This window comes from Rhizobacter sp., from assembly GCF_032229685.1.
Taxonomy (GTDB): Bacteria; Pseudomonadota; Gammaproteobacteria; order Burkholderiales; family Burkholderiaceae_C; genus LMDS01.
The window spans coordinates 135234-158228 of sequence record NZ_JAVTWP010000003.1; the positions used below are offsets into that span (position 1 = coordinate 135234).

At 68.5% G+C, this 22995-nt stretch carries 24 protein-coding genes; 8 read left to right on the forward strand and 16 right to left on the reverse strand.

Annotated elements, in window-relative coordinates:
- Window positions 1–60: 60 nt before the first annotated feature.
- The 6 genes from soxX to soxC all read right to left on the reverse strand — a co-directional run bounded on the left by soxX (window position 61) and on the right by soxC (window position 4982).
- Window positions 61–714 (reverse strand): sulfur oxidation c-type cytochrome SoxX, encoded by a 654-nt coding sequence (soxX, locus tag AC30PD_RS01570; RefSeq protein ID WP_489533875.1) that lies wholly within the window; start codon window positions 712–714, stop codon window positions 61–63.
- Between the two features lie 20 nt (window positions 715–734).
- Complete coding sequence (gene soxA / locus AC30PD_RS01575) at window positions 735–1538, reverse strand: sulfur oxidation c-type cytochrome SoxA (RefSeq protein WP_489533876.1); 804 nt, start codon at window positions 1536–1538, stop codon at window positions 735–737.
- Window positions 1539–1581: 43 nt separating this feature from the next.
- On the reverse strand, window positions 1582–1893 hold the full coding sequence (gene soxZ, locus AC30PD_RS01580) for a thiosulfate oxidation carrier complex protein SoxZ (protein WP_489533877.1): 312 nt from the start codon (window positions 1891–1893) through the stop codon (window positions 1582–1584).
- Between the two features lie 90 nt (window positions 1894–1983).
- Window positions 1984–2442 (reverse strand): thiosulfate oxidation carrier protein SoxY, encoded by a 459-nt coding sequence (gene soxY, locus AC30PD_RS01585; RefSeq protein ID WP_489533878.1) that lies wholly within the window; start codon window positions 2440–2442, stop codon window positions 1984–1986.
- A gap of 73 nt (window positions 2443–2515) precedes the next feature.
- On the reverse strand, window positions 2516–3577 hold the full coding sequence (locus AC30PD_RS01590) for a c-type cytochrome (protein ID WP_489533879.1): 1062 nt from the start codon (window positions 3575–3577) through the stop codon (window positions 2516–2518).
- Window positions 3578–3605: 28 nt separating this feature from the next.
- Entirely contained in the window at window positions 3606–4982 is a 1377-nt protein-coding gene (soxC, locus tag AC30PD_RS01595) for a sulfite dehydrogenase (protein ID WP_489533880.1), read from the reverse strand.
- Between the two features lie 200 nt (window positions 4983–5182).
- On the opposite strand from soxC, the gene AC30PD_RS01600 reads away from it, so the two are divergent.
- The 4 genes from AC30PD_RS01600 to AC30PD_RS01615 all read left to right on the forward strand — a co-directional run bounded on the left by AC30PD_RS01600 (window position 5183) and on the right by AC30PD_RS01615 (window position 10085).
- Window positions 5183–5626, forward strand: a complete 444-nt coding sequence (locus tag AC30PD_RS01600; RefSeq protein ID WP_489533881.1) for a YeeE/YedE family protein — start codon at window positions 5183–5185, stop codon at window positions 5624–5626.
- 8 nt (window positions 5627–5634) lie between these two features.
- On the forward strand, window positions 5635–6036 hold the full coding sequence (locus tag AC30PD_RS01605) for a DUF6691 family protein (protein ID WP_489533882.1): 402 nt from the start codon (window positions 5635–5637) through the stop codon (window positions 6034–6036).
- A gap of 23 nt (window positions 6037–6059) precedes the next feature.
- Complete coding sequence (locus AC30PD_RS01610; RefSeq protein WP_489533883.1) at window positions 6060–7124, forward strand: MBL fold metallo-hydrolase; 1065 nt, start codon at window positions 6060–6062, stop codon at window positions 7122–7124.
- A gap of 279 nt (window positions 7125–7403) precedes the next feature.
- Entirely contained in the window at window positions 7404–10085 is a 2682-nt protein-coding gene (locus tag AC30PD_RS01615) for a bifunctional acetate--CoA ligase family protein/GNAT family N-acetyltransferase (protein ID WP_489533884.1), read from the forward strand.
- A 25-nt stretch (window positions 10086–10110) separates the two neighbouring features.
- On the opposite strand, the gene AC30PD_RS01620 is transcribed toward AC30PD_RS01615, so the two are convergent.
- The 10 genes from AC30PD_RS01620 to AC30PD_RS01665 all read right to left on the reverse strand — a co-directional run bounded on the left by AC30PD_RS01620 (window position 10111) and on the right by AC30PD_RS01665 (window position 18734).
- Window positions 10111–10464, reverse strand: coding sequence for a TraR/DksA family transcriptional regulator (locus AC30PD_RS01620; RefSeq protein WP_489533885.1), 354 nt, complete (start codon window positions 10462–10464; stop codon window positions 10111–10113).
- Window positions 10465–10546: 82 nt separating this feature from the next.
- Entirely contained in the window at window positions 10547–11371 is an 825-nt protein-coding gene (locus AC30PD_RS01625; RefSeq protein ID WP_489533886.1) for a universal stress protein, read from the reverse strand.
- Window positions 11372–11466: 95 nt separating this feature from the next.
- Window positions 11467–12279, reverse strand: coding sequence for a TOBE domain-containing protein (locus tag AC30PD_RS01630; protein WP_489533887.1), 813 nt, complete (start codon window positions 12277–12279; stop codon window positions 11467–11469).
- Between the two features lie 27 nt (window positions 12280–12306).
- A complete protein-coding gene (locus AC30PD_RS01635; RefSeq protein WP_489533888.1) occupies window positions 12307–12840 on the reverse strand; it encodes a molybdopterin-dependent oxidoreductase in 534 nt (177 codons plus the stop codon).
- Between the two features lies 1 nt (window position 12841).
- The gene (locus AC30PD_RS01640; protein WP_489533889.1) at window positions 12842–13555 is read right to left on the reverse strand and encodes an ATP-binding cassette domain-containing protein; all 714 of its coding nucleotides are present in this window, start codon (window positions 13553–13555) and stop codon (window positions 12842–12844) included.
- A 1-nt stretch (window position 13556) separates the two neighbouring features.
- On the reverse strand, window positions 13557–14225 hold the full coding sequence (gene modB / locus AC30PD_RS01645) for a molybdate ABC transporter permease subunit (RefSeq protein ID WP_489533890.1): 669 nt from the start codon (window positions 14223–14225) through the stop codon (window positions 13557–13559).
- Window positions 14226–14237: 12 nt separating this feature from the next.
- Window positions 14238–14996 (reverse strand): molybdate ABC transporter substrate-binding protein, encoded by a 759-nt coding sequence (gene modA, locus AC30PD_RS01650; protein ID WP_489533891.1) that lies wholly within the window; start codon window positions 14994–14996, stop codon window positions 14238–14240.
- Between the two features lie 94 nt (window positions 14997–15090).
- Window positions 15091–15771, reverse strand: coding sequence for a c-type cytochrome (locus tag AC30PD_RS01655; RefSeq protein ID WP_489533892.1), 681 nt, complete (start codon window positions 15769–15771; stop codon window positions 15091–15093).
- 1 nt (window position 15772) lies between these two features.
- Window positions 15773–16972, reverse strand: a complete 1200-nt coding sequence (locus AC30PD_RS01660; protein WP_489533893.1) for a PQQ-dependent sugar dehydrogenase — start codon at window positions 16970–16972, stop codon at window positions 15773–15775.
- 160 nt (window positions 16973–17132) lie between these two features.
- Complete coding sequence (locus AC30PD_RS01665) at window positions 17133–18734, reverse strand: MFS transporter (RefSeq protein WP_489533894.1); 1602 nt, start codon at window positions 18732–18734, stop codon at window positions 17133–17135.
- 172 nt (window positions 18735–18906) lie between these two features.
- Here AC30PD_RS01665 and AC30PD_RS01670 point away from each other — a divergent pair, with 172 nt between their 5' ends.
- From AC30PD_RS01670 to paaK, 4 genes are read left to right on the forward strand one after another with little or no spacing between them, the layout of a single operon-like run.
- Window positions 18907–19710, forward strand: a complete 804-nt coding sequence (locus AC30PD_RS01670; protein WP_489533895.1) for an enoyl-CoA hydratase-related protein — start codon at window positions 18907–18909, stop codon at window positions 19708–19710.
- Window positions 19711–19726: 16 nt separating this feature from the next.
- A complete protein-coding gene (locus tag AC30PD_RS01675; protein WP_489533896.1) occupies window positions 19727–21238 on the forward strand; it encodes a 3-hydroxyacyl-CoA dehydrogenase in 1512 nt (503 codons plus the stop codon).
- Window positions 21231–21677, forward strand: a complete 447-nt coding sequence (paaI, locus tag AC30PD_RS01680; RefSeq protein ID WP_489533897.1) for a hydroxyphenylacetyl-CoA thioesterase PaaI — start codon at window positions 21231–21233, stop codon at window positions 21675–21677. The genes AC30PD_RS01675 and paaI overlap by 8 nt, the downstream gene beginning before the upstream one ends.
- A 12-nt stretch (window positions 21678–21689) precedes the next feature.
- Complete coding sequence (gene paaK / locus AC30PD_RS01685; RefSeq protein WP_489533898.1) at window positions 21690–22994, forward strand: phenylacetate--CoA ligase PaaK; 1305 nt, start codon at window positions 21690–21692, stop codon at window positions 22992–22994.
- Window position 22995 lies beyond the last annotated feature (1 nt).

Here is a 22995-nt window from a genome sequence, read left to right on the forward strand (position 1 = left end):
GCAATCAACGATATGTTGGGTGCCCCGAAGCCCGCGCAGCGGCGGGCCGGGGCACGGCGGCTACTGGTTGACCGGCGACTTCGGGTCGAGCAGCAGCGCCATCAGGTGCTTGAGCTGCTGCTCGTCGAGCAGCTTGGCGTGGCCGAAGCGGGGCATGTTGGAGCAGGCCGCGTAAGCCTTGCTGTTCCACAGCTTGCCCCAGGTGTACTGCACGATCGCCGCCGAGGCCGGGTCGGCCACGTCTTTCACGCCACGCAGCTTGCCGTAGTTGTAGAGGCTGGGGCCGATGGTGCCGAAGCTGATTTCCTGCGGGCCGATCTGATGGCAGTTGTAGCACTGGGCGCCGTTGCCGGCGGGGGCCGCGCTGGCGTCGGTCCAGGTCATGCCGCGGCCGTTCTGCGCGAGCTTTTCGCCTTCGCGCCAATCGCCGAGGTATTGGCCACCGGCGGGCCAGCGGATCGTGGCCAAGGCCTCGGCTTCGACGCGCTTGGCCACGTCGTCGGCGGGCGGTTTGTCGCTCGAGCACGCGGCCTGCCCGAGGTCCTGGTTCAGGCGGTCGGACTTGGCGATGCCCTGATCGCGGAACGACGCCTTGATCATCGCGAGCGCCTGGGCGTCGAGCTCGGACGACGAGGGCAAGCTCGCGCAACCGGCGATCAGGCTGGTGGCAAACGCTGCCGCGACGGTCGCGATGGAAATGGTCTTGCGTTGCATGGTGGGTCTCGTCTTCCGGTTCAGCGCTTGAGGGCAGGGGCGATCGATTCGGCGCCCTTGGCGTTGACGCCCATGTAGACCCCCAGCGCGATCGTCACTTCAGAGGCGTAGCCGGGGTAAGGGAAGCGCTGTTGCCGGTAACAGTCGTTGAGCCGGCGCTGCATGCTCCACATCTCGCCGCTCGACACGCGGTAGGCCGGCCAGGCCGCAAAGCCGATGCCGTTGCCCGGGTTCTTCGTCAGGTCGGGAAGGTCTTGCAGCCGGATGCGCTTGCCGGGCTCGCCGTGGCAGCTGGCACACGAGAAGTCCATCGGACCGCCGCGGAAGAAGAAAGCGCGCTTGCCCAGTTCATACGAACGCTTCTCTTCGGTATGGCTCTGCGGCAGCGCCATCTTCATGCCCCGCGACTCGGCAGAAATCCACGCGGCCAGTGCAGCCAGCGTGGCCTGCTCGCCCTTGTCGAAACCGGTGGCCGCGATCTCGGCGGCATTGAAGCCCTGCAAGGTCTCCATGCAGGTCAGCAGGCGCGACTCGAGGTCTTGCACCCGTTGCGTGTCGGCGAACCAGCGTGGCATCTGCACCCAGGCGCCCTTGACGACGCCCGGGCCCAGGCCCAGGTCGCAGGCCTGCAGGGTTGCCTTCTTCGGGCCGCGCGCGGTTTTCCAGAGGCCTTCGCCCTTGGCTTCGAAGAGTTCTGCAGGGTTGCCGTCTTCCAGCATCTTGCGGTACTCGGCGATGCCGTCGGCGGCCGACTTCTGCTGTGCCGTGGCACTGACCGAGATCGTCAGCGCGAGGAGGGTGACGATTCTGCTGAATGGCTTCATTTCTACGCTTTCTTGTCGTGCTCGTTCGGGGCAGATCGTAAGCTCAGGAGACCGTCGCTTCGTCGGTGCGGGTGTCGCCCTTGTTGTCTTTCCAGGTCACGGCCACCTTGTCGCCGGCTTTGGCACCGCGCAGGTTGAACTGCAGAAACGGGTTCTTCGAGACCGAAGGGCCCCATTCCGCCGTCATCACCGGCTTGCCGTTGAGCTGCGCGCTGACTTCCTGGATGTGCCACGCGGGGATCGTCTTGCCGGCGGCGTCTTTGCGCAGGCCGGTTTCCATTTCGTGGCTCATGAGCACCCGCACGGTGGTCTTGTCGCCTGCCATCTGGGCGCGAATGCGCATCGGATCTGCCATTTTCATACTCCTTTGGAATTTCAGTACAGGCGCTCGCGGCACTGCCACCGCGCCCAACCGTTTCGCCAGCAGGCGAAACGTCGTCCGGGCTTACCCACCGCAGCCGCCGAGCGTGACCTTGACTTCCTTCTGCGCGAACAAGACCTTGCCGTCGGCCATCAGGGCCACGGCATAGACGTTCGACGACTGGCCCATCTTGACGCGGGTGGAGAAGTTGGCATCGACCGCGTCGCTCACATCGAACATGGCCGAGAGCACGCTGGGGTTCTTCTCGACCAGCAGCAGCAGCTTCTTCACGCCCGGCAGCGCGGTCGAGACACCGATCGGCACCACTGCGCCGTTCTCGGCGATGTCGGGCCCCGTGACCGTGACGTCCTTGCTTTCGGTGGGTGCGGCGCCACCCAGACTCTTGACCACGTCGGCCATGGTCTTGAGCTCGAAGGCCGCGGCGTTGTAAGCCGCCTGCGCCGCCTGCGGCAGCAGGCCCACGGTGGCCAGCAAGGCCGCCACGCCTGCAGAACGGGAAAGCATTTCTCTGCGGTTCAGCATCACTGTCTCCTCTATGCGTATACGGTAATGAATCCGCGCCGCTCGTTGAAGCGGGCGAACCCGGACGGATCGACTATTTCGCGGCCCCTGCAGCCAACCACTTCGCGATCGTTCTGGCGTCGCCCTCGCTCAATGCCTGCGCGGGCATCGGTATGGGCCCCCAAACTCCTTGCCCGCCGGACTTGATCTTTCCGGCGAGGTAGGTCTCGGCATCGCTGCGGCTCGCATACTTCGTGGCGATCTCCTTGAAGCCAGGCCCGACGATCTTCGACTCGGTGCCGTGGCAGGCGGTGCAGGTGTGTTTCTGCGCGATTGCAAGCGCCGCAGCAGCGCCGCTGCCCGAGGCTGCCTTCGGTGCCCCGGCCACGGCGCCTGCTGCGGGCTTTCCGGTGTCGGCACCGCGTTGCGGGCCGACGAGGCGCTGCTGTTCGGCCAGGTTGCCGTGGTTGCTGCGAGCGAAGTCGGGCAGGAACGAGGCCACCTTCGGTTCGGGAGTGCAGTCCTTCATGCAGGCCACCGCCTTCACGTCGGGTTTGCCACCGTTGCCCATGCCCTTGCCCGGCCAGAGGCCGTGCTCGGTGGTGACGCCGTTGCGGTTGGGCAGCAGTTTCTGCACATCGGCGATGTTGCTGTCCGACAGCGTGAAGTTGTCGGGCAATACACCGCCCAGGTTGAGCAGGTAGGCGGTGACGGCGTAGACCTCTTCGTGCGAAAGCGTTTTGGGTGCGTTCCAGGGCATCGCGCGGTTGATGTAGTCCCAAAGCGTCGACACCGTCGAGACCTTCATTAACGTCGTGCGGCCAGGAAAGCCGTTGTCGTTCAGGTGCGCGACGCGGCCGGTGCGAATGTCTTCCTTGCTCGTGCCACCGACCAGGGGCGAAAACACCTCGTTGCTTTCGCCGAACACGCCGTGGCACGAAGCGCACTTGGCTTCCCACACGTCCTGGCCCTGAGCCACCGTGCCCGAGCCTTTCGGCAGGCCCTTGAAGTCGGGCCGAACGTCGATGTTCCATGCGGCCACCTCTTTCGATGTGGCGGGCCGGCCGATGCCGGGGTAGGGTGTCTGCGCCACCGCAGCCTGGGCGCCGAGCGCCAGCATCACCAGCGCGCCGGCGGCGCGGGCCGCTGACAGCATCGACGGCCCGCGCGACCGGAAGAGGGCATCAAGACAGCTGGACATTCTTGACCTCGCCGCTTTCCTGCACGAGCCACGACTGGATCGCGTTGTTGTGATAGACCGAGCGTGTGCCGCGCACTGCACGCAGTTGTTTGTAGCTCGGTTGCACATAGTTCGTCTCGTCGGTCGCGCGGCTCTGCACCAGGGCCGGCTTGCCGTCCCAGGCCCAGTCGAGCGAGAAGCGCGTGAGGCATTTGCTCATCACCGGGCCTTGCAGGCGTGCGGTCTTCCAGGTGCGGCCACCATCGACCGACACGTCCACCCGCTTCACCTTGCCGCGGCCCGACCAGGCCAGGCCGCTGATCTGGTAGTAGCCCTTGTCGAGCAGCACCTGGCCGCCTGAAGGCGTGGTGACCACGCTCTTGCATTCCTGCGTGCTGGTGTACTGGCGGTGCAGGCCGCCGGGCTGCAGGTCGACGTAGTGGATGACCTCGTCTTTCGTGCCATAGGGCTTGTCGCCCACCTCGATGCGGCGCAGGTACTTGACCCAGCTCACACCTTGCACGCCGGGCACGACCAGGCGCAACGGGTAGCCGTTTTCCGGGCGCAGCATCTCGCCGTTCTGCCCGTAGGCCACGAGCACTTCGCCGCTTTCGATCAGTTCCATCGGCACGGTGCGGGTCATGCTGGAACCGTCTGCGCCTTCGGCCAGCACGAAGCGGCCGCGTTTGAAGTCGACACCGGCCATGTCGAGCAGGACCTTCAGCGGCACGCCGGTGAATTCGCTGCAGCTGAGCATGCCGTGCGTGTACTGGCAGGTGGGCACCGCCACGTTGCCCCATTCCATGCCGGTGTTGGCGCCGCACTCGATGAAGTGGAAGCGGCTCACCGAAGGCAGCCGCATGATCTCGTCGACCGTGAAGACCAGGGCCGTTTTCAACATCTTGTCGTCGGAGCCGTTGATCATCAGCCGGTGTTTCGACGGGTCGACGTCCCACCAGCCTTGGTGGTGCCGTTCGAAGTGCAGGCCGCTGGGCGTGACGATGCCGAACAGGCTCTGCAAGGGCGCGAACGACACCGAAGACTGCGTCGTCTGCGTGAGCCCGGGGCTGGTGCGGCGCTGCACGTTGGCCTCGAACTTCGACGGCTTGCCGTAGCCTTCGCTCGCCACCGACTGGCCCAGGCCCTTGCTGTGGGCCGGCAGTTCGAGGATGTTCGCATCACCGCCGCTCGCATCCACCGGGTTGGACTGCGCGAACGCCGCCGGCGCGGCCGCGCTGGCCAGCGCCGCTGCGAATGCGCTGCGCACGAAGTCGCGCCGGCCCGCCCTGGCTTCGCCGAACACGGTGCGAACACCGCTTGGGTCGATGAAGCTTTCAGGTGCCTTGACGAGGCGACCGGATCGCTGTTCTGGAGTGCTCAAAAGGGGCTCCGGGCTCAGGGGTTCGTGGCTGGCGTGCGGCCCGCCACGAACAGCCTCGTTGGGGGTACACTGTGCTTGTTTATCTACATATGCAAGTAGACGAATATTAGAGCCGACAAGGTGATTCCTCTCTAGGGCTTACCCTCGGCAGTGGCCCATGCTTTGGCCGACGGCGGCAGCGCTTTTGCGAAGGAGACCCGATGAACATCGACTGGAACCACTTCACGCCCTGGGCTTCGCTCGCGGGCGGGGCGGTGATCGGGCTGGCCACGGCGCTCTATCTTCTGGCGAACGGCCGCATCGCGGGGATCGCCGGCCTGGTGGCGAGCCCGCTGCGTTCGTTGATGTCGGGCAGCGGCTTGCGGCCCGACGCGGACCGCCTGCTGTTCATCGTCGGCTTGTTGCTGGCGCCATGGGTGTGGCGGCTGGTCGCGCCGCTGACCCCGGCTGCCGTCGATGTCGGCACCGGTGGGCTCATCGTGGCCGGGTTGCTGGTGGGCTTCGGCGTGCGCATGGGCAACGGCTGCACCAGTGGCCATGGCGTCTGCGGGCTGAGCCGTTTTTCGCGCCGCTCCCTGGTCAACGTGCTGGCCTTCATGGGGGCGGGTGTCGCCACCGTGTTCGTGCTCAGGCACGTCTTCTGAGCCGCGCCATGAGAGCGATTTTCGGGTTCGTGAGCGGGCTGGTCTTCGGTATCGGGCTGATCCTGGCGGGCATGGCCGAGCCGCTGAAGGTCAAGGGTTTCCTGGATCTGGCCGGCGCCTGGGACCCCAGCCTCGGGCTCGTGATGGGCGGCGCGATCGCGGTGGCCGTCTTGGCCTTCGCGCTTGCGCGCCGAAGAGAACGTTCCTGGACCGGCGCGCCGATGGAAATACCGAACAACCGCACGGTCGACCGGCGCCTGATCGCCGGTGGCCTGCTGTTCGGCGCCGGTTGGGGCATCGCCGGCTTCTGCCCGGGGCCCGCCCTGGTGGCACTGGGCAGCGGCTCGGGGTCGGCCGCCATTTTTGTGGCCGCCATGCTCGTCGGCATGGTGATCCACGACAGGTTGTGAACAAGCCCGCCGGAGGCCCGGTCATGCCGATCTTCAGACAGCTCTTCGATGCTTCTTCTTCCACCTACACCTATCTGCTGGGCGACGCTGGCGAGGCCGTGCTCATCGACCCGGTGTTCGAGAACGCAGCGCGCGACATGGCGCTGCTGCGCGAACTCGGCCTGCGGCTGGTGGCCACGCTCGACACCCATGTGCACGCCGACCACGTCACCGGCGCCTGGCTGCTGAAGCAGCGCTGCGGCAGCCGCATCCTGCTGTCTGAAGCGGCGCAGGCGGCCAACGTCGACCAGGTGTTGCGCCACGGTGACCGTGTGGCCTTCGGCAGCCGCCATCTCGAGGTGCGGGCCACGCCCGGCCACACCAGCGGCTGCCTCACCTACGTACTCGACGATCACCAGATGGCCTTCACCGGCGACAGCCTGCTCATCCGCGGCTGCGGGCGCACCGACTTTCAACAGGGCAGCCCGTCGCGCCTGTACCGCTCGGTGCAGGGGCAGATCCTGTCGCTGCCCGAGGCCTGCCTGCTGTACCCCGGCCACGACTACCGCGGCATCAGCGTCACCAGCGTGGGCGAAGAAAAGCGCTTCAACCCGCGCCTGGGCGGCGATGTCGACGAGGCCGACTTCGCCGGCTACATGAACCACCTCGGCCTGCCGCACCCGAAGCTCATGGACATCGCCGTGCCTGCCAACCTGCGCTGCGGGCAGCCGGGCGCAGACGCGCCGCTGGCCGAAGAGCCCGGCTGGGCGCCGCTCACGTTCACCTTCAGCGGCGTCTGGGAGATCGAGCCGCTCGACTTGTTCGAGCGCGCCAGCGCCGTGCAGATCATCGACGTGCGCGAGCCGAGAGAGTTCACCGACGTGCTCGGGCACATCCGCGGCGCGCGCCTGTTGCCGCTGTCGCAGTTGCTTGAGCGAGTCGGCGAGATCGACCTCGCCGGCCCGGTGGTCGCGGTCTGCCGTTCCGGAGCACGTTCCGCGCAAGCCACCGTGTTGCTGAAGCGGGCCGGCTTCGCCGAGGTGGCGAACCTGGCGGGCGGCATGCTGCGCTGGCAGGCCGAGTCGCTGCCGGTCGAGGCAGCCGCTTGAGCAGGCGAGACCTTCGCGAATCGCTCCGCGCCAGCGCTGCCCGCGTCGAGTTCCGGGCGTGGCGGATGATCGTTCGAAGCGGCGGCTGTGGCTTCTTTGCGGAGGCGTCGCTCAGCCCCGGCCGCTTGCGGCGGGGGCGACGATGGTTGCCTCTGACGAGAGCAGTGCGAGGTCGTCTGACGTGCGTACCGCCTCGCTGATCGCGATCTGGCCTGGGTGGGCTGCGAGTGTCGCGCCGCCGGCGCATGATTCCGGTTCGATCACTTCGCCCGCCGCACCATGAGCATTCGCCACCTCGATTCGATGTTCGACCCGCGCACGGTGGCGGTCATCGGTGCCAGCGAACGGGTCGGCAGTGTCGGCGCCACCGTATGGCGCAATGTGCGCGAAGGCGGTTTTGCGGGCGCGCTTTGGGCCGTGAACGCGCGCGCTCAAAGCATCGACGGCGAGGCGGTGTACACCGACATCGCGAGCCTGCCGGAAACGCCGGAACTGGCCGTGGTCTGCACCCCGCCCGCGAGTGTGCCCGGCCTGATCGACGCGCTGGGCGCGCGCGGCACGCGGGCCGCCGTGGTGCTGAGCGCCGGCTTCGATGCACCAGTGCGCCAGGCGATGCTCGACGCCGCGAGAAGGCACCTGCTGCGCATCATCGGCCCGAACTGCCTGGGCCTGCTGTCACCGCACGCCCGCCTGAACGCCAGCTTTGCGCACGCCGGCGCGCAGCCCGGCTCGCTGGCCTTCGTCTCGCAGTCGGGGGCGCTGGTGACGGCGGTGCTCGATTGGGCCAACGGGCGCGGCATCGGCTTCTCGCACTGCATCTCGCTCGGCGAACACGCCGACGTCGACTTCGGCGACCTGCTCGACTGGCTCGCCACCGACGCCCGCACCCGCTCGATCCTGCTCTACGTCGAGTCGCTGAGTTCGGCGCGAAAGTTCATGTCGGCGGCGCGCGCCGCGGCGCGCAACAAGCCGGTGCTGGTGGTGAAGGCCGGGCGCTCGGTGCAGGGGCAGGCGGCGGCCGCCTCGCACACGGGCGCGCTGGCCGGCTCCGATCTGGTCTACGACGCCGCCTTCCGGCGCGCCGGCATGCTGCGTGTCGACACGCTGGCCGACCTGTTCGTCGCAGCCGAGACGCTGGCGCACTTTCGCGGCCTGCCTTCCGAGGCCGATGCCGAGTTTCTCGAACGCCTCACGCTGGTCACCAACGGCGGCGGCGCCGGGGTGCTGGCAGCCGACGCCGCAGCGCTGGCCGGCGTGAGCCTCGCTCCGCTGGGCGCGAGTGCCCGGCAGGCGCTCGACGCGGTGCTGCCACCCAACTGGAGCCGCGCCAACCCGGTCGACATCATCGGCGACGCGCCGGTGGAGCGTTATGTCCAGACCCTGCAGACGCTGCTTGCCGACCCTGCGAGCGGCACCCTGTTGTTCATGCACGCGCCGACCGCGATCGTGCCGAGCAGCGAGATCGCCGAGGCACTGGTGCCGGTGGCCCAGGCCGCACCGGGCCGGCTGCTCGGCTGCTGGCTCGGCGATGCGGCGGTGCAGGGCGCGCGCAGCCGCTTCCGCGCGGCCGGCATTCCCTGCTACGACATGCCCGAAGATGCGGTGCGGGCGTTTTCGATGCTCGTCACTTACCGCTGCAACCAGCAGCTGCTGCTGCAAACGCCCCCGGCGCGACGTGAGCAGACGCCGTTCGATGCGGCGCAGGTCAGCACGCTGGTCGACACCGTGCTCGCCGACGGCCGCGAGATGCTGAGCGAGCCCGAGGCCAAGGCTTTACTCGCAGCGGCGGGCGTGCCGGTCGTCGGCACGCAGGTCGTCGAGCCCAGCGCCGAGGCCGCCGTGCGGGCGGCGCGCGAGATCGGCTACCCGGTCGTGCTGAAGGTGCTCTCGCCGCAGATCTCGCACAAGAGCGACGTCGGCGGCGTGGCGCTCGGCCTGGAAGATGAGGCCGCGCTGCGCGACGCGGCGGCCGCCATGCTGCTGCGTGTGGCACGCCTGCGCCCCGACGCCACGGTCACCGGCTTCACGCTGCAGACGATGGTGCGCCGGCCGCAGGCGCTCGAGCTGATCGTCGGCGCCAGCGTCGACCCGCTGTTCGGCCCGGTGATCCTGTTCGGGCAGGGCGGCACGGCGGTCGAGGTGGTGGCCGACCGTGCCATCGCGCTGCCGCCGCTGAGCGTGCCGCTGGCGCACGCGCTGATCGAACGAACCCGCGTCGCTCGGCTGCTGGCCGGCTGGCGCGACGTGCCTGCGGCCGACGTCGATGCGGTGGTCGCGGCGCTGCAGGCCGTGGCCGAATTGCTGGCCGTGGAGCCGCGCATTGCCGAGATCGACATCAACCCGCTGCTGGCCGACGCGCAAGGCGTGATTGCGCTCGACGCGCGGGTGCGTGTGAGTGCGGCCGCGACCGGCGGTGCCGCGAACTTCGCGATCCTGCCGTACCCGGCCGAGCTGGTGGAGACCTGGGAATGGCAGGGCCGCACGCTCACGGTACGGCCGATCCGGCCCGAAGACGAAGCCCAGCACCGCGCGTTCCTGGCCCGGCTCGATCCTGAAGATCTGCGCATGCGTGTCTTCTACAGCCGCCGCAGCATCGAACACAGCGAACTCGCACGCCTGACGCAGATCGACTATGGGCGCGAGATGGCCTTCATCGTCACGGTGCCCGCGCCTTCGGGCGGCGAAGAATCGCTGGCGGTCGCGCGCGCCTTGTGCGACCCGGACAACCACGATGCCGAGTTCGGCATCCTCGTGCGCTCCGACCTCAAGGGCGGCGGGCTGGGCGAGCGCCTCATGCGCAAGCTGATCGAGCACCTTCGGAACAAGGGCACACGCCGGCTCGTGGCCAGCGTGCTGGCCGAGAACGACCGCATGCTGCAACTGGCAAAGCAGCTCGGCTTCGAGTTCGACCAAGAGCGCGCCGAGCCGGGTGTGCGCAGCATCCACCTCACCCTGACTTGACGCTCGAGCCCGCGGCCCGCCGCATTCAGTGCCGCGCGGGCGAGCGGGCCTGGGCGGCGATGTGTTCGAAGTCGGCCTGGCAGGCCGCACAACGCGGCGCCGCCGGCTGGACCCGCAGGCGAGGCAAGGCGATGGGTTCGCCACAGCTCGCGCAATCGCCGTACACGCCTTGATCCAGGCGACGCAGGGCGGCCTCGACGAGTTCAAGTTCGGCGCGGTCGCGCTGCTCCTGGGCGTCGCTCATCTCGCTGCGCTCGTGTCGCTGGGCCGTCTCTTTCTGATCGGTGACATCGCCTGCGCCCGACTGGGTGTCTGCCAGCACAGCCTGTTCGGCCGCGTGGATCTCGGTTTGCAATTCGTGCTGGCGGTAGACGAGCATGTCGCGCAGCGCTGTGAGGTGCGTCTGGGTCGGTAGATCCACAATGAGCCTTCCTTCGATGGGGGCGCGCGGCTGGCGCTTTTCAGTGAACCATCAACACGGGCAGCGTCATCGACGCCAACACCACGCGCGATGCGCCGCCGAGCACCCATTCGCGCGCCCGGCCGTGGCCGTAGCAGCCCATCACCAGCAGGCCCGCATTCGTGTCGGCGGCCAGCGACAGCAAAGCGTCGCCGACGTCGCCGTCGCCGAGCCGGTGCGGCTCGATCGGCGCAGTCACGCCGTGCAGACGCAGCCAGTGCGCCAGCGCTGCGCCGGGGTCGCTGCCGGCTTCGTCGCCCTCGGGCCGGCTGGCCACGTGCACGCGTGCGGCCCGGTGCAACCAGGGCAGCGCAGCGGCCACCGCGCGTGCCGCTTCGCGCGTGGGTTTCCAGGCGATCAGTACATCGGTCGCGCTCGTCTCGAAGTGGCCGACGAACGGCAACACCAGCGTGGGCCGGCCGCTGTCGGTGATGAGCGAAGGCACCAAGTCGGGTGGCAGGGCGCCCGTGAGCGAGTCTTTCGCATCGGTTTGTCCGAGCACCAGCAGGTCGGCGGTCAGGGCCCGCTGCAGCAGGGCCGCGTAAGGCGCGTTGCCGCCGTCGAGCCAGCCGAGTGCGCCGCGGCTCGCAGCCTGGGCGAAAGTGGCGCGTGCCCGCGCGGCTTGCTCAGCGTCAAGGTCGGCGAGCATCGACGCTGCATACGCCATGGCATCGCCGGCCAGCCAGGGTGTGGCCAGCATCGATGGCAAGACGCCGTAGAGCGCGTTGAGTTCGGCACCGTTCTGGCGGGCCAGGTCTTGCGCCATGGAGAGCCGCGCCGCGGCGCGCGGCGATGCGTCGAGGTGGACGAGGATGCTTTTCAACATGGGAGTCTCGCGTGTTGTCGGTCACCCCATTGAGCGCTCGCCCTGCCGCGCGCGATTTGAGCAAGCTCAAGGTTTGCGCACGCGGGCCGAGCGGTTCAGGCCGACACCCCGATGATCACGCTCGACGCCTTGAACACCGCCGTGACGGTGCTGCCGTTCGTGATGCCCAGCGTCTGCACGCTCTGGTTCGTGATGACCGCCGCCACGCTGCCGCCCCCCGGCAAGTCGAGCACGACCTCGGTGTTCACGGCGCCCGGCACCACGCGCGTCACCGTGCCAGCGAGCTGGTTGCGCGCCGACAGGCGCACGTTGCCGGGCTCGGTCATCAGCAGGATCGACGAGGCTTTCACCAGCGCGAAAGCCTTCGTGCCCAGCGCCAGCCCCAGGTGCTCGCGGCTCTCGCGCGTGACGGTCGCCACGACGCGCAGGCCGCCGATGATCTCGAGCTCGATCTCGTCGTTGATGGCGCCGGCCCTGATGGCATGCACCGTGCCGGCGAACTGGTTTCTGGCGCTGGTCTTCATGGCGATGCTCTCCATCAGTGCGTAGTCGGAGGTCAGGCCCTGGGCCTTGCGGTTGAGCCGGTCGACGAAGCGCGCGTGTTCATCGCGAATCAGCTCGTAGTTCTGCACCAGCTTCTCGCCGCGCGCGGTGAGCCGCGTGGAGCCGCCGCCTTTGCCGCCGACGGTGCGCTCGAGCAGCGGCTCGCCGGCCAGGTTGGCCATGTCCTCGATGGCGTTCCAGGCGCCCTTGTAGCTCAGGCCCACCGCCTTGGCGGCCTGCGTGATCGAGCCGACGCGGGCGATCTCGGCGAGCAGTGCCACGCGCCGTGCGCCGGCCAGGTTGTGGCCGTCCAGGCTCAGCCAGACGTCGGCGCCGACCGTCAGTGCTGGCGCGTCAACGGCCATGTTGTCTTGCCCGGCTGCGCAGCGGGTTCATTCCTTCACCACCCGCACCTCGATGCGCGCCAGCCAGCGCACGCTGCGCGGGCCGCTGCGCTGGTCGCGTGCCGAGACGAGCGCGATCCGGCCTTCGCGGTCGGCCAGTGGCTGGCCGTCGCGTTCGAAGACCAGCAAGGCGCCGGCGCCGATGTCGGTGTTGAACAGCTCGGGCCACGAGAACACGGCACGGTAGCCGTCGGTCGCCACGGCCATCACGGTCGCCTGCTTCCAGTCGTTCTGGTCGGTGCTGGCGAGCCCGGCGCGATCGAGCACGGCCGTGAGCTTCACGCCGCGCACGGTCGACGCGGTTTCCTTGTCGCCCACGCGGCGCGTGACCGTGACGCTGACGATCTGTTCGGCAGGAAAGGCCTTGAGGTCGTCGACCTTCAGCGTCAAAGCCGTCTTCACCGCGCCAGACACCTGCACCTGTTCGCTCACGGGGCCGGCGGCCACGGCGTGCAGCGTGCCTGCCAACAGCGCGATGGCGGCGGCGCACCGCCAGGCCCTCACCCGGGAAAAACTTGCCATCTCACACCACCTTCAGACGTGTCGGTACCAGCCGCGGCGGCGCCGCGGGGCGTTCCGTGATGATGCCTTCTCGCAGATAGAACGATTCGTCGCCGAACCAGGCCAGGTCTTCGGGGTCGTGCGTGATCATCAGCACCGGAACGTCAACGCGCTGCAGCAGCTCGTCGAGCTCGCTGCGCATGCGCTCGCGCAATTCAGGGTCGAGCGCCGAGAACGGCTCGTCGAGCAGCAGCGCGCGCGGCGAGTGCACCAGCGCGCGCGCCAGCGCCGTGCGCTGACGCTGCCCGCCCGACAACTCGCCCGGGCGTTGCGCCGCCACGTCGACCAGTTCGAATGCGCGCAGCCAGCGCTCGACGGCGGCATCGTCGACCCGGGCCGACGGGTTGCGCAGCGCGTGCGACAGGCCGAACGCGATGTTCTGGCGCACGTTCAGTTTCGGGAACAGCGCATAGTCCTGGAACAGGTAGCCGAAGCCACGGCGTCGCGCCGGCACGTCGATGCCAGACGCGCCATCGAAGAGCACGTCGCCCGAGAACGTGATGCGGCCGGTGTCGGGTTTGAGCAGCCCGGCGAGCGCCTGCAAGGTGAGGCTCTTGCCGGCGCCCGAAGGGCCGAAGATCACGGTGCGGCGTGCACTCGTGGTGAACCGGACGCGCAGGTCGAAACTGCGCTGCGCGCTGCGCACGGTCTTGTGGATGTCGACGTCGAAGCTCATCTCAGCGCCGCCCCGCGGGCGAAAGCCGCCCGGCCGCCAGCAGCACCACGATGCAGGTGATCGAGGTGAGCACGACGAGAAAGTTGGCCGTGTCGTCCTGGCCGGCCTGCACCGCCTCGTAGACCGCGACCGAGAGCGTCTGTGTGCGGCCCGGGATGCTGCCGGCCACCATCAGCGTGGCGCCGAACTCGCCGAGCGAACGCGCGAACACCAGCAGCACACCGGCCAGAATGCCCGGCCAGGCCATGGGCACCGTGACGCGGAAGAACACCGCCCATTCGTTCAGCCCGAGCACACGCGCCGCCTTTTCGAGCTGCGGGTCGACCGCCTCGAAGGCTGTTCGTGCCGACTTCAGCACCAGCGGAAACGCGACGATCGTCGCGGCGATCACCGCGCCTTGCCAGGTGAAGATGAGGTTGATGCCGAAGCTGCTCTGCAACCAGCCGCCGAGCCAGCCGCGCTTGCCGATCACGACCAGCAGGTAGTAGCCCATCACGGTGGGCGGCAGCACGAGCGGCAGCGTCAGCACCGCGTCGAGGAATTCGCGGCCGAAGAACTGGCGCCGCGCCAGCAGCCAGCCCACGGTCACGCCCAGCACCAGATTGATAGCGGTGGCCCAGGCGGCCACCTTCAGCGTGAGCGCCAGCGTGACCCATACCGACGCGTCCATGCCGCGGTGTCGTCAGGGCTTGCCGAAGCCGTAACGCGCGAGCACGGTCTGCGCGGCGGGGGTGAGCACGAAGTCGAGGAACTTGCGCGCAGCGTCGGGGTTCGGGCCGCCGGCCACCGACGCGACGGGGTACGAGATGGCCGTTTCGGTCGGCACCAACGCCACGACCTTGACCTTGTCTTTCATGATGGCGGCGTCGGTCGCGTAGACGAAACCGGCTTCGACCTCGCCGCGCGCCACATAGTCGAGCGCCTGGCGCACGTTCTGCGCGAGCACCGCTTTCGGCTCGACCGCGGCCCACAGCTTCGACGCTTCGAGCGATCCCTTGGCGTAGCGACCCGCCGGCACGCTGGCGGGGTTGCAGACAGCCACACGCTTGACTTCAGGCTTCTGCAGATCCGCGGGGGTCTTCAGGCCGAGCGTGCTGTCGCCGGGCACGATCATCACCAGCGTGTTGGCGACGAAATTGCGGCGCGAGCCCGGCGCCAGCAGCTTCTGCGTGTCGGCGCGGTCCATCGTTTCCTGGTCGGCCGAAGCGAACACGTCGGCCGGCGCGCCCTTGGCGATCTGCGCCAGCAGCGCATCGGAAGCGCCGAAGTTGAAGACGACAGTCGTGCCGGGGTTCTGCGCTTCGAACACGGGGCCGAGTTCCTTGAACGCGTTGGTCAGGCTGGCTGCGGCAGAGACGGTGAGGTCGGCGGCCTGGGCGACCCAGGGGGCCATGGCGAGCAGAGCCGCGGCGGCGGCGCGTCGGAGCTTGGTATCGGTCATGCAGTGGGGCCCGGCGGCTGGATTGACCGAAATATAGCGCACTACATAACGGCGCTTGACGAGGAATCCCCTCGTACCGCGCGGTGTCGCGCGGCTACTTCGCGCTGAAGTTCGCCACGTAGTAGGCCAGCAGGTCCAGGTCTTCCACCGGCACCTGGCTTAGGGCCTCGGTCATCGCCCGGGTGTAGCCGGGGCGCTCGCCCGACTTGAAGCCTCGCAGCGTGGCGCGCACGTAGTCTTCTTTCTGGCCGCCGATGCGCGGCACTTGCTGTCCGCCGGCCAGATCGGCGCCGTGGCAGAACGTGCACTTGTGTTGTTGCGCCAGCTCCTGGGCCTTGCTCATGCGTGCCGCGTCGGGCAGGGTCGCAGGGGCGGGTGCAGGCACGGGCGGCAGGGTGCCGATGAAGTCGGAATAACCGCGAAGGTCGGCGTCCTTCATGGGCTTGGCCATCGCGACCATGGCCTCGTTGGTGCGGCGGCCTTCGCGGAACAGGAACAGCTGCGTGATCGTGTAGAGCGATGGCTGGCCGGCAAGCACCGGCACGCCGGGCATGTCGCTGCGGCCGTTCACGCCGTGGCAGGCTGCGCACACGTTGCGGAACTGCTCCGCATACACCGCCGCGCCTGCAGCGGCCGATGCGGGGGCTGAAGCGGGTGCAGATGCGGTGCGCGCCGCGGCGGCGGGCTTCTTCGCCTGCGCGTGCGCAGACGAGGAAGCCGCCACCGCGAGCGACACCAGCGCGGCCGCAGCCGCGATGCGTCGCCTGGCCTTCACGTCACTTGCCGTAGCTGATGCGGTAGATCGCACCGGCGTGGTCGTCGCTGACGAGCAGCGAGCCGTCTTTCATCACCAGAAAGTCGACCGGCCGGCCGAGGTAGCCGTTGTTCTCGACGAAGCCGGTCATGAAGGGCTCGACCTTCGCGCCGCCCTTGCCGTCGGGCCACGCGACCATCACGTCGGCGTACTTCTTGGTGCGGTTCCAGGGGCCGTGGCGGGCGATGAACATCGCGCCCTGGTACTTGGCCGGGAACATCTTGCCGGTGTAGAACTTCAGGCCCAGCGAACCGGCGTGCGGCCCGAGCAGCGCGGCAGGCTTCTGGAATTCATCGCACGACTTGCCCCAGCCGAATTCGGGGTCGGGCATGTTGCCCTGGTGGCAATACGGGTAGCCGAAGTGCTGCTTGCCCGGCTGAGTGACCACGTTGAGCTCGTCGTTCGGAAACTCTTCGCTCAGCCAGTCGCGCCCGTTGTCGGTGAACCAGAGGTTGCCGGTTTTCGGGTCGAAGTCGAAGCCGACGGTGTTGCGCACGCCCGAGGCGATGGTCTCCACACCCGAACCGTCGAGGTTCATGCGGTAGATCTTCGCGTACTCGCCCGGGTCGCAGATGTTGCAGGGTGCGCCGATCGGGTAGTAGAGCTTGTCGTTGTGGATGCGCAGGAACTTCCAGCTGTGGTCGCTGCCGCCGGGCAGCTTGTCGGTGAGCACCTTGCCTTCGCCGATGTTGTCGAGTTTGTCTTCGACGTTGTCGTAGCGAACGATCTTCTTGTTGGTGGCGAAAAACAGCGTGCCCTTGTTGAACTCGATGCCGGTCGCCTGCTCGGTCTTGTCGATGATGACCTTGGGCTCACGCTTGCCGTCTTTCGCCTTTTCGGGAATCGCGTAGACCTTGTTGCCCACGAACAGCGTGCTGACGAAGATGTTGCCCTTGTCGCCCTGGCGCATCTCGCGCGCGTCGAGCACACCCGAAGCCCAGGTCTCGACCTTGAAGCCGGGCGGCAGCTTGAACTTCTTGGTCGGCAACTGGTCGGCCGCGGTGGGGATGGGGAAAGCCGGTACCGGCGCCATCTTCATCGCCGTGTCGGTCTTCGGCCGGCCCTTGGCCCAGCCGGGTTCGGGTTCCTGCGCCGTGGCGACGGTGACCGCGCAAACGAGTGGCAGCGCAGCCAGGGTTGAAAGCAGACGACTCTGATTCATGTCTCACCTTTGATATGTTGTGATTGAACGGAGCAGCGTTTGCCGCTGGGGCTGCCCGCGCAGCGCTGGCGTGCGAGGCAGAGCCAAAGGCAGCGGGCAGTCTAGTCAGCGAGGCCATGGCGGGCAACCGCCCCGAAGGCCGACCCTGACCGCGAGCGGGTCAGCGCTCGGCAATGTAGTGCTGCGTCGTCACCGCTTCGCCGTCGACGACGAAACCGCGCACCCGCGCTTCGAGTTCGTGGTCGGTCTGCGTGGCGCGGGCGCGCTGGTGCAGGTAGTCGGCCCACGAGGTGACGATGAAGCGCTCGACATAACGCGACGGGTCGGCCAGATCGCGGTAGATGCGCCAGAAAGTCGCGCCGTCGCGCCGGCGCGGCGCGCGCAGCTGGCTCGCCGCTTCGAGAAAAGCCGCGGTCTCGTCGGCGCGGATGCGGTAGCCGATTTCCACCGCCACCGGGCCGGCTTCGGGGTCGGGTTCGTGGAACACGAAAGAGTCTTCCCAGGGCGTGGCCGGGGTCACGTCGGAAGCCTGGCCCATGCGCAGCGCGAAGCGCCGCGCCAGAAGAATGCCTGCGGCCATGCCGGCCGCCGCGATGCACAGGGCACCCGTGAGCCCGACGATGTCAGACAGCGCGCCCCAGAACGCCGAGCCGATCGCGAACGAGCCCAGCGCGCAGAGGGTGTGCAAGGCGGTGGCGCGCGCCCGCACCCAGGGCGGTGCGCTGGTCTGCGTGGCGGTGTTGAAGGTCGTCATCACTGCCATCCAGGCGCCGCCGCCGAGCACCAGCGCGGCGTAGACCAGCGGGCGCGAGTGCGAGAACGCGGCGATCAACATCACGGCGCCGAAGACCACGCAGCCGGTTGCGACCAGGCGCTCGAGCCCGGCCCGCTCGCGCAGCCGCCCGACCACCAGACCGATCGTCACGGCGCCACCACCCAGGCAACCCATCAACAGGCCGAACCCGGCCGCGCCCAGCCCGAGCTGGCGTTGTGCGATCGACGGCAGCAGCGCCCACAAGGCCGAACCCGCGGCGCTGTAGGCCACCGTGCGCACCAGCTGCGCGAGGATGGCTTCGGAATGGCGCGCGAAGCGCAGCGCGCTCAGCATGCCGCCCCACAGCCGCTCGGCCGGCAGGCGCGACGGCGGATGCGGCTTCGGCGGCCAGCGCCGCACCCCGAACCACATGGCCAGCGTGCTGAGCACGGCGATCAGGAAGATCCAGCCGGCGCCTGCGAGCGCGAACACCACGCCCGCCAGCGCGGGGCCGACGGCGCGGGCCGCGTTGTAGGCGATCGAGATCGCGGTGATGGCCTGCGGCAACTCGTCGCGCGGGATCGAGTCGCCGATCGCGGAATTCCAGGCCGGCGAGAGCAGGGCGGTGCAGCAGCCGGCCACGAAGATGAAGAACAGCAGCGTGCCGGCGCCGGCGATGCCGGTCAATACGAGCAGCGCCAGCGTCGCCGCCGTGGCGGCCTGGACCATCAGCGCACCCAGGATCAGGCGCCGGCGGTCGGTGGTGTCGGCCAGCACGCCGGCCGGCAGGGCGAGCAGGAACATCGGCAGGAACACGGCGGTCTGCACCAGCGCGGCCAGAAACGCCGAACCGGTGAGTTCGACCATCATCCAGGCCACCGCCATCGCCTGCATCGCATTGCCGATGAAGTAGATGCCACCGCTCGCCCACAGGCCGCGGAACGCGGGGTGGCGCAGCGCGCTCCAGGTGCTGGGTGTGGGGGCGGGCGTGGCGGCGGTCGTGGGCATCTCCGGCCGATTGTCCACGCCTGCGCGCGCGGGGGAAAACCCGAAAAGACGGCCCTTGTGCTCCCAAGCGGCCGTCGGCTAAACTCTACCTACCGGGCGGTCGAATATGTTTGACGAAGCTCAAACCCGGGCCGCTTCTCGACAAGACAGACAGCCCGATGGAGACACCCTCATGACAGAAGCCCTGGTGCTGGTCGCGCAAGAAGGCGCGGTTCGAACCTTTACGCTGAACCGCCCCAAATCGCTGAACAGCTTCACGGCGGCGATGCACGCCGAACTCGCTGCCGCGTTCGAAGCCGCGGCGGCCGACACCGGCGTGCGCTGCGTGGTGCTCACCGGCGCCGGCCGTGGTTTCTGCGCCGGGCAAGACCTGTCCGACCCCGCCATGGCGCGCAGCGAAGACCCTGCCGCGCCACCGCCCGACGTGGGCAGCCTGATCGAACGCTTCTACAAGCCGCTGGCACTGCGCATCCGCACGATGCCGGTGCCGGTGATCGCCGCCGTGAACGGCGTGGCGGCCGGTGCCGGCGCGAGCATCGCGCTCGGCTGCGACATGGTGATCGCGGCGCGCTCGGCGAGTTTCATTCAAGCCTTCTCGAAGATCGGCCTGGTGCCCGACGCCGGCAGCACCTGGCTGCTTCCGCGCCTGGTCGGCCGCGCCACGGCGCTCGGCCTCGCGATGACCGGCGACAAGCTGCCGGCCGAGCAGGCGCAGCAGATGGGCATGATCTGGCGCTGCGTCGACGACGTGATGTTCGCTGCCGAGGTCAACGCGGTCGCGACTCGTCTCGCTGCGATGCCGGTGAAAGCGCTGGCCGCCACGCGCGCCGCCATCGACGCCTCGATGCACCTCGGTTTCTCCGAAGCGCTGAGCCTGGAAGGCGAGTGGCAAAGCCGGCTCAGCGCCGCGCCCGACCACCTCGAAGGCGTGGCCGCCTTCATGGCCAAGCGCCCGGCCGTGTTCAGCGACCGCTGAGAGCCGGTTCCGCCCGATGGCCTACACACTCAACAGCAACACCGTCGTCGCCGTGATCGGCGCCGGCAGCATGGGCGCGGGCATCGCGCAACTCGCCGCGCAGTCTGGCCACACGGTGCGCCTGTTCGACACCCAGCCCGGCGCCTCTGAACGCGCCTTGGTGCGCATCGAAGACGACTTGGCGGCCGCCGTGAAGCGCGGCAAGCTCGACGCCACCGAAAGCGCGATCGTGCGCGAGCGGCTCACCGCCGTCGAGCGCATCGAGGCGCTCGAAGGTTGTGGCTTGGCGGTCGAAGCGATCATCGAGAAGCTCGACATCAAGCAGGCCTTGTTCAAGCAGCTCGAACTCGTGCTCGGCGAACACGCGGTGCTCGCCACCAACACCTCGTCGATCTCGATCAGCGCGGTGGCGCAGGCGCTGACGTTTCCGCAGCGCCTGATCGGCTGGCACTTCTTCAACCCCGCCACGCGCATGAAGCTGGTCGAGGTGATCTGCGGCGTGGAGACAGACCCGGCGCTCGCGCAAGAGATGCACGCGCTCGGCAAGGCCTGGGGCAAGAGTTCGGTCGACGCGCCGAACGCGCCCGGCTTCATCGTCAACCGGGTGGCGCGGCCGTATTACGCGGAAGGCCTGCGCCTGCTCGGCGAGCGTATCGCGGCGCCGCAAGCCATCGACAAGCTGCTGCGCGAAGCCGGTGGTTTTGCGCTCGGCCCGTTTGAGCTGATCGACCTGATCGGCGCCGATGTGAACCTCTCGGTCACCGAGTCCGTGTTCGAGGCGACGGGCTGGGATTCGCGCTACGCGCCGAACCTGATCCAGCAGGAGCTGGTGCGCGCTGGCCGCTACGGCCGAAAGCGCGGCCGCGGTTTCTACGACTACCGCAACGGCGCGAAGCTGCCGTTGGTCGAGGCGGTCGCGCCTGCCGCTGAAGTGCCCGCGCTGTTCGTGGCTGGCGAGCCCGGGCTGCTCGCACCGCTGGTCGAGCGCCTGCGCACGGCCGGACTCGCGATCGGCACCGACACCACCCTGGCGCCGGAAACGCTGCGCATTGGCGACTCGGTGCTCGCCCTGACCGATGGCCGCACGCTGGCCGAACGCGCCGCGGCGCCGGGCGGGCCATCGGTTCTGCTCGATCTGGCGCGCGACTATTCGACCACCACCACGGTCGGCGCCACCGGTGAGAGCGCAGGGCTTGCGGCGCTCGCCGCTGCGTTGCAGGCGGCTCACATCGAAGTGATCGCGCTGGCCGACGTGGCCGGCCTGGTGCTGATGCGCACGGTCGCTTGCCTGGCCAACGAGGCCGCCGACGTGATGACCTGGGCCGGCGCCACCGCCGCCGACATCGACATCGCGATGCGCCTGGGCACGGCCTACCCGGTCGGCCCGCTGGCCTGGGCCGATGCGGTCGGCGTGTCGCGCGTCGTCGGCGTGCTCGCGCATCTTCAAGGCCACTACGGTGATGCACGCTACCGCCGCTCGCCTTTGCTGAGCGCCAAGCATTTTTCGAAAGCCCGTTTCCATGGCTGAGGCCTTCACCCCGCAGCAGATTGCCGAAGCCGTCGGTGCCGGCATGTTCGCCAAAGACCGTGCTTCGCGCGGGCTGGGCATGCAGATCGCCGCCATCGGCCCGGGCACGGCACGCCTCACGATGCCCGTGCGTGAAGACATGCTGAACGGCATGGACATCTGCCACGGCGGGTTCATCACCACCTTCGCCGATTCGGCCTTCGCCTTCGCGTGCAACTCGTACAACGAACTGACCGTGGCCTCGGGCCTGAACGTCGACTTCACAGCGCCGGCCCGGCTCGGCGACGTGCTCACCGCGCACGCCACCGAAGTGCACCAGTCGGGGCGCACCGGCGTCTACGACATCGACGTGCGCAACCAGCGCGGCGAGCGCATCGCCACGATGCGCGGGCGTTCCTACCGCCTGAAAGGCAAGCCGGTCGTTCCGCTCGGCGATTGAAAGCAAGACAACATGCCCGTCAAACAACCCGCCCCCGGCGACCTCGAACCGATCGAGCGTGCCAGCCGCGACGAACTGCAGGCCTTGCAACTTCGCCGCCTGCAGTGGAGCCTGCAGCACGCGTACGACAACGTGGCGCACTACCGCCAGGCGTTCGACGCGAAGGGCGTGCACCCGCGTGATCTGAAAACGCTCGCCGACCTGGCGAAGTTCCCGTTCACCGGCAAGAAGGATCTGCGCGACAACTACCCGTTCGGCATGTTCGCCGTGCCGAAAGACAAGGTGTCGCGCATCCACGCTTCGTCGGGCACGACCGGCAAGCCCACGGTGGTGGGCTACACGCAGCAGGACATCTCGAACTGGGCCGACCTCGTCGCGCGCTCGATCCGCGCCGCCGGCGGGCGGCCCGGCGACATGGTGCACGTGGCTTACGGCTACGGCCTGTTCACCGGCGGCCTGGGTGCGCATTACGGCGCCGAGCGCGCTGGCTGCACGGTGGTGCCGATGTCGGGCGGGCAGACCGAAAAGCAGGTGCAGCTGATCACCGACTTCGCGCCGCAGATCATCATGGTCACGCCTTCGTACATGCAGGTGTTGATCGAAGAGATGCGGCGCCAGGGCATCGATGCGAAGAACACCAGCCTGAAGATCGGCATCTTCGGCGCCGAGCCCTGGACCGAAGCGATGCGCGCCGAGATCGAAACCAACGCCGGCATCGACGCGGTCGACATCTACGGCCTCTCGGAAGTGATGGGGCCCGGGGTGGCGAGCGAATGCATCGAGACCAAGGACGGCCCGGTGATCTGGGAAGACCACTTCTACCCCGAGATCATCGACCCCGACACCGGCGAGGTGCTGCCCGACGGCGCCGAAGGCGAGCTCGTGTTCACCACGCTGACCAAAGAAGCGCTGCCGGTGATTCGCTACCGCACGCGCGACCTCACGCGCCTGCTGCCGCCCACGGCGCGCAGCATGCGCCGCATCGGCAAGATCGTGGGCCGCAGCGACGACATGCTGATCATCCGCGGCGTGAACCTGTTCCCGACGCAGATCGAAGAGATCGTGCTGCGCCACGGCCAGCTCTCGGGCCAGTACCAGCTCGTGGTCACGCGCGAAGGCAAGCTCGACGACGTGGAAGTGCGCTGCGAAGTGCTGCCCGGCGTGGGCGCCTCGCGCGACGAGATCGCGCTGTGGCTGCGCGAACGCATCAAGACGCTGATCGGCATCACGACGACCGTGACCGTCGGCGAACCCGACACCCTGGAACGCACGCTCGTCGGCAAGGCCCGGCGTGTGTTCGACAAACGCAAGGCTTGAG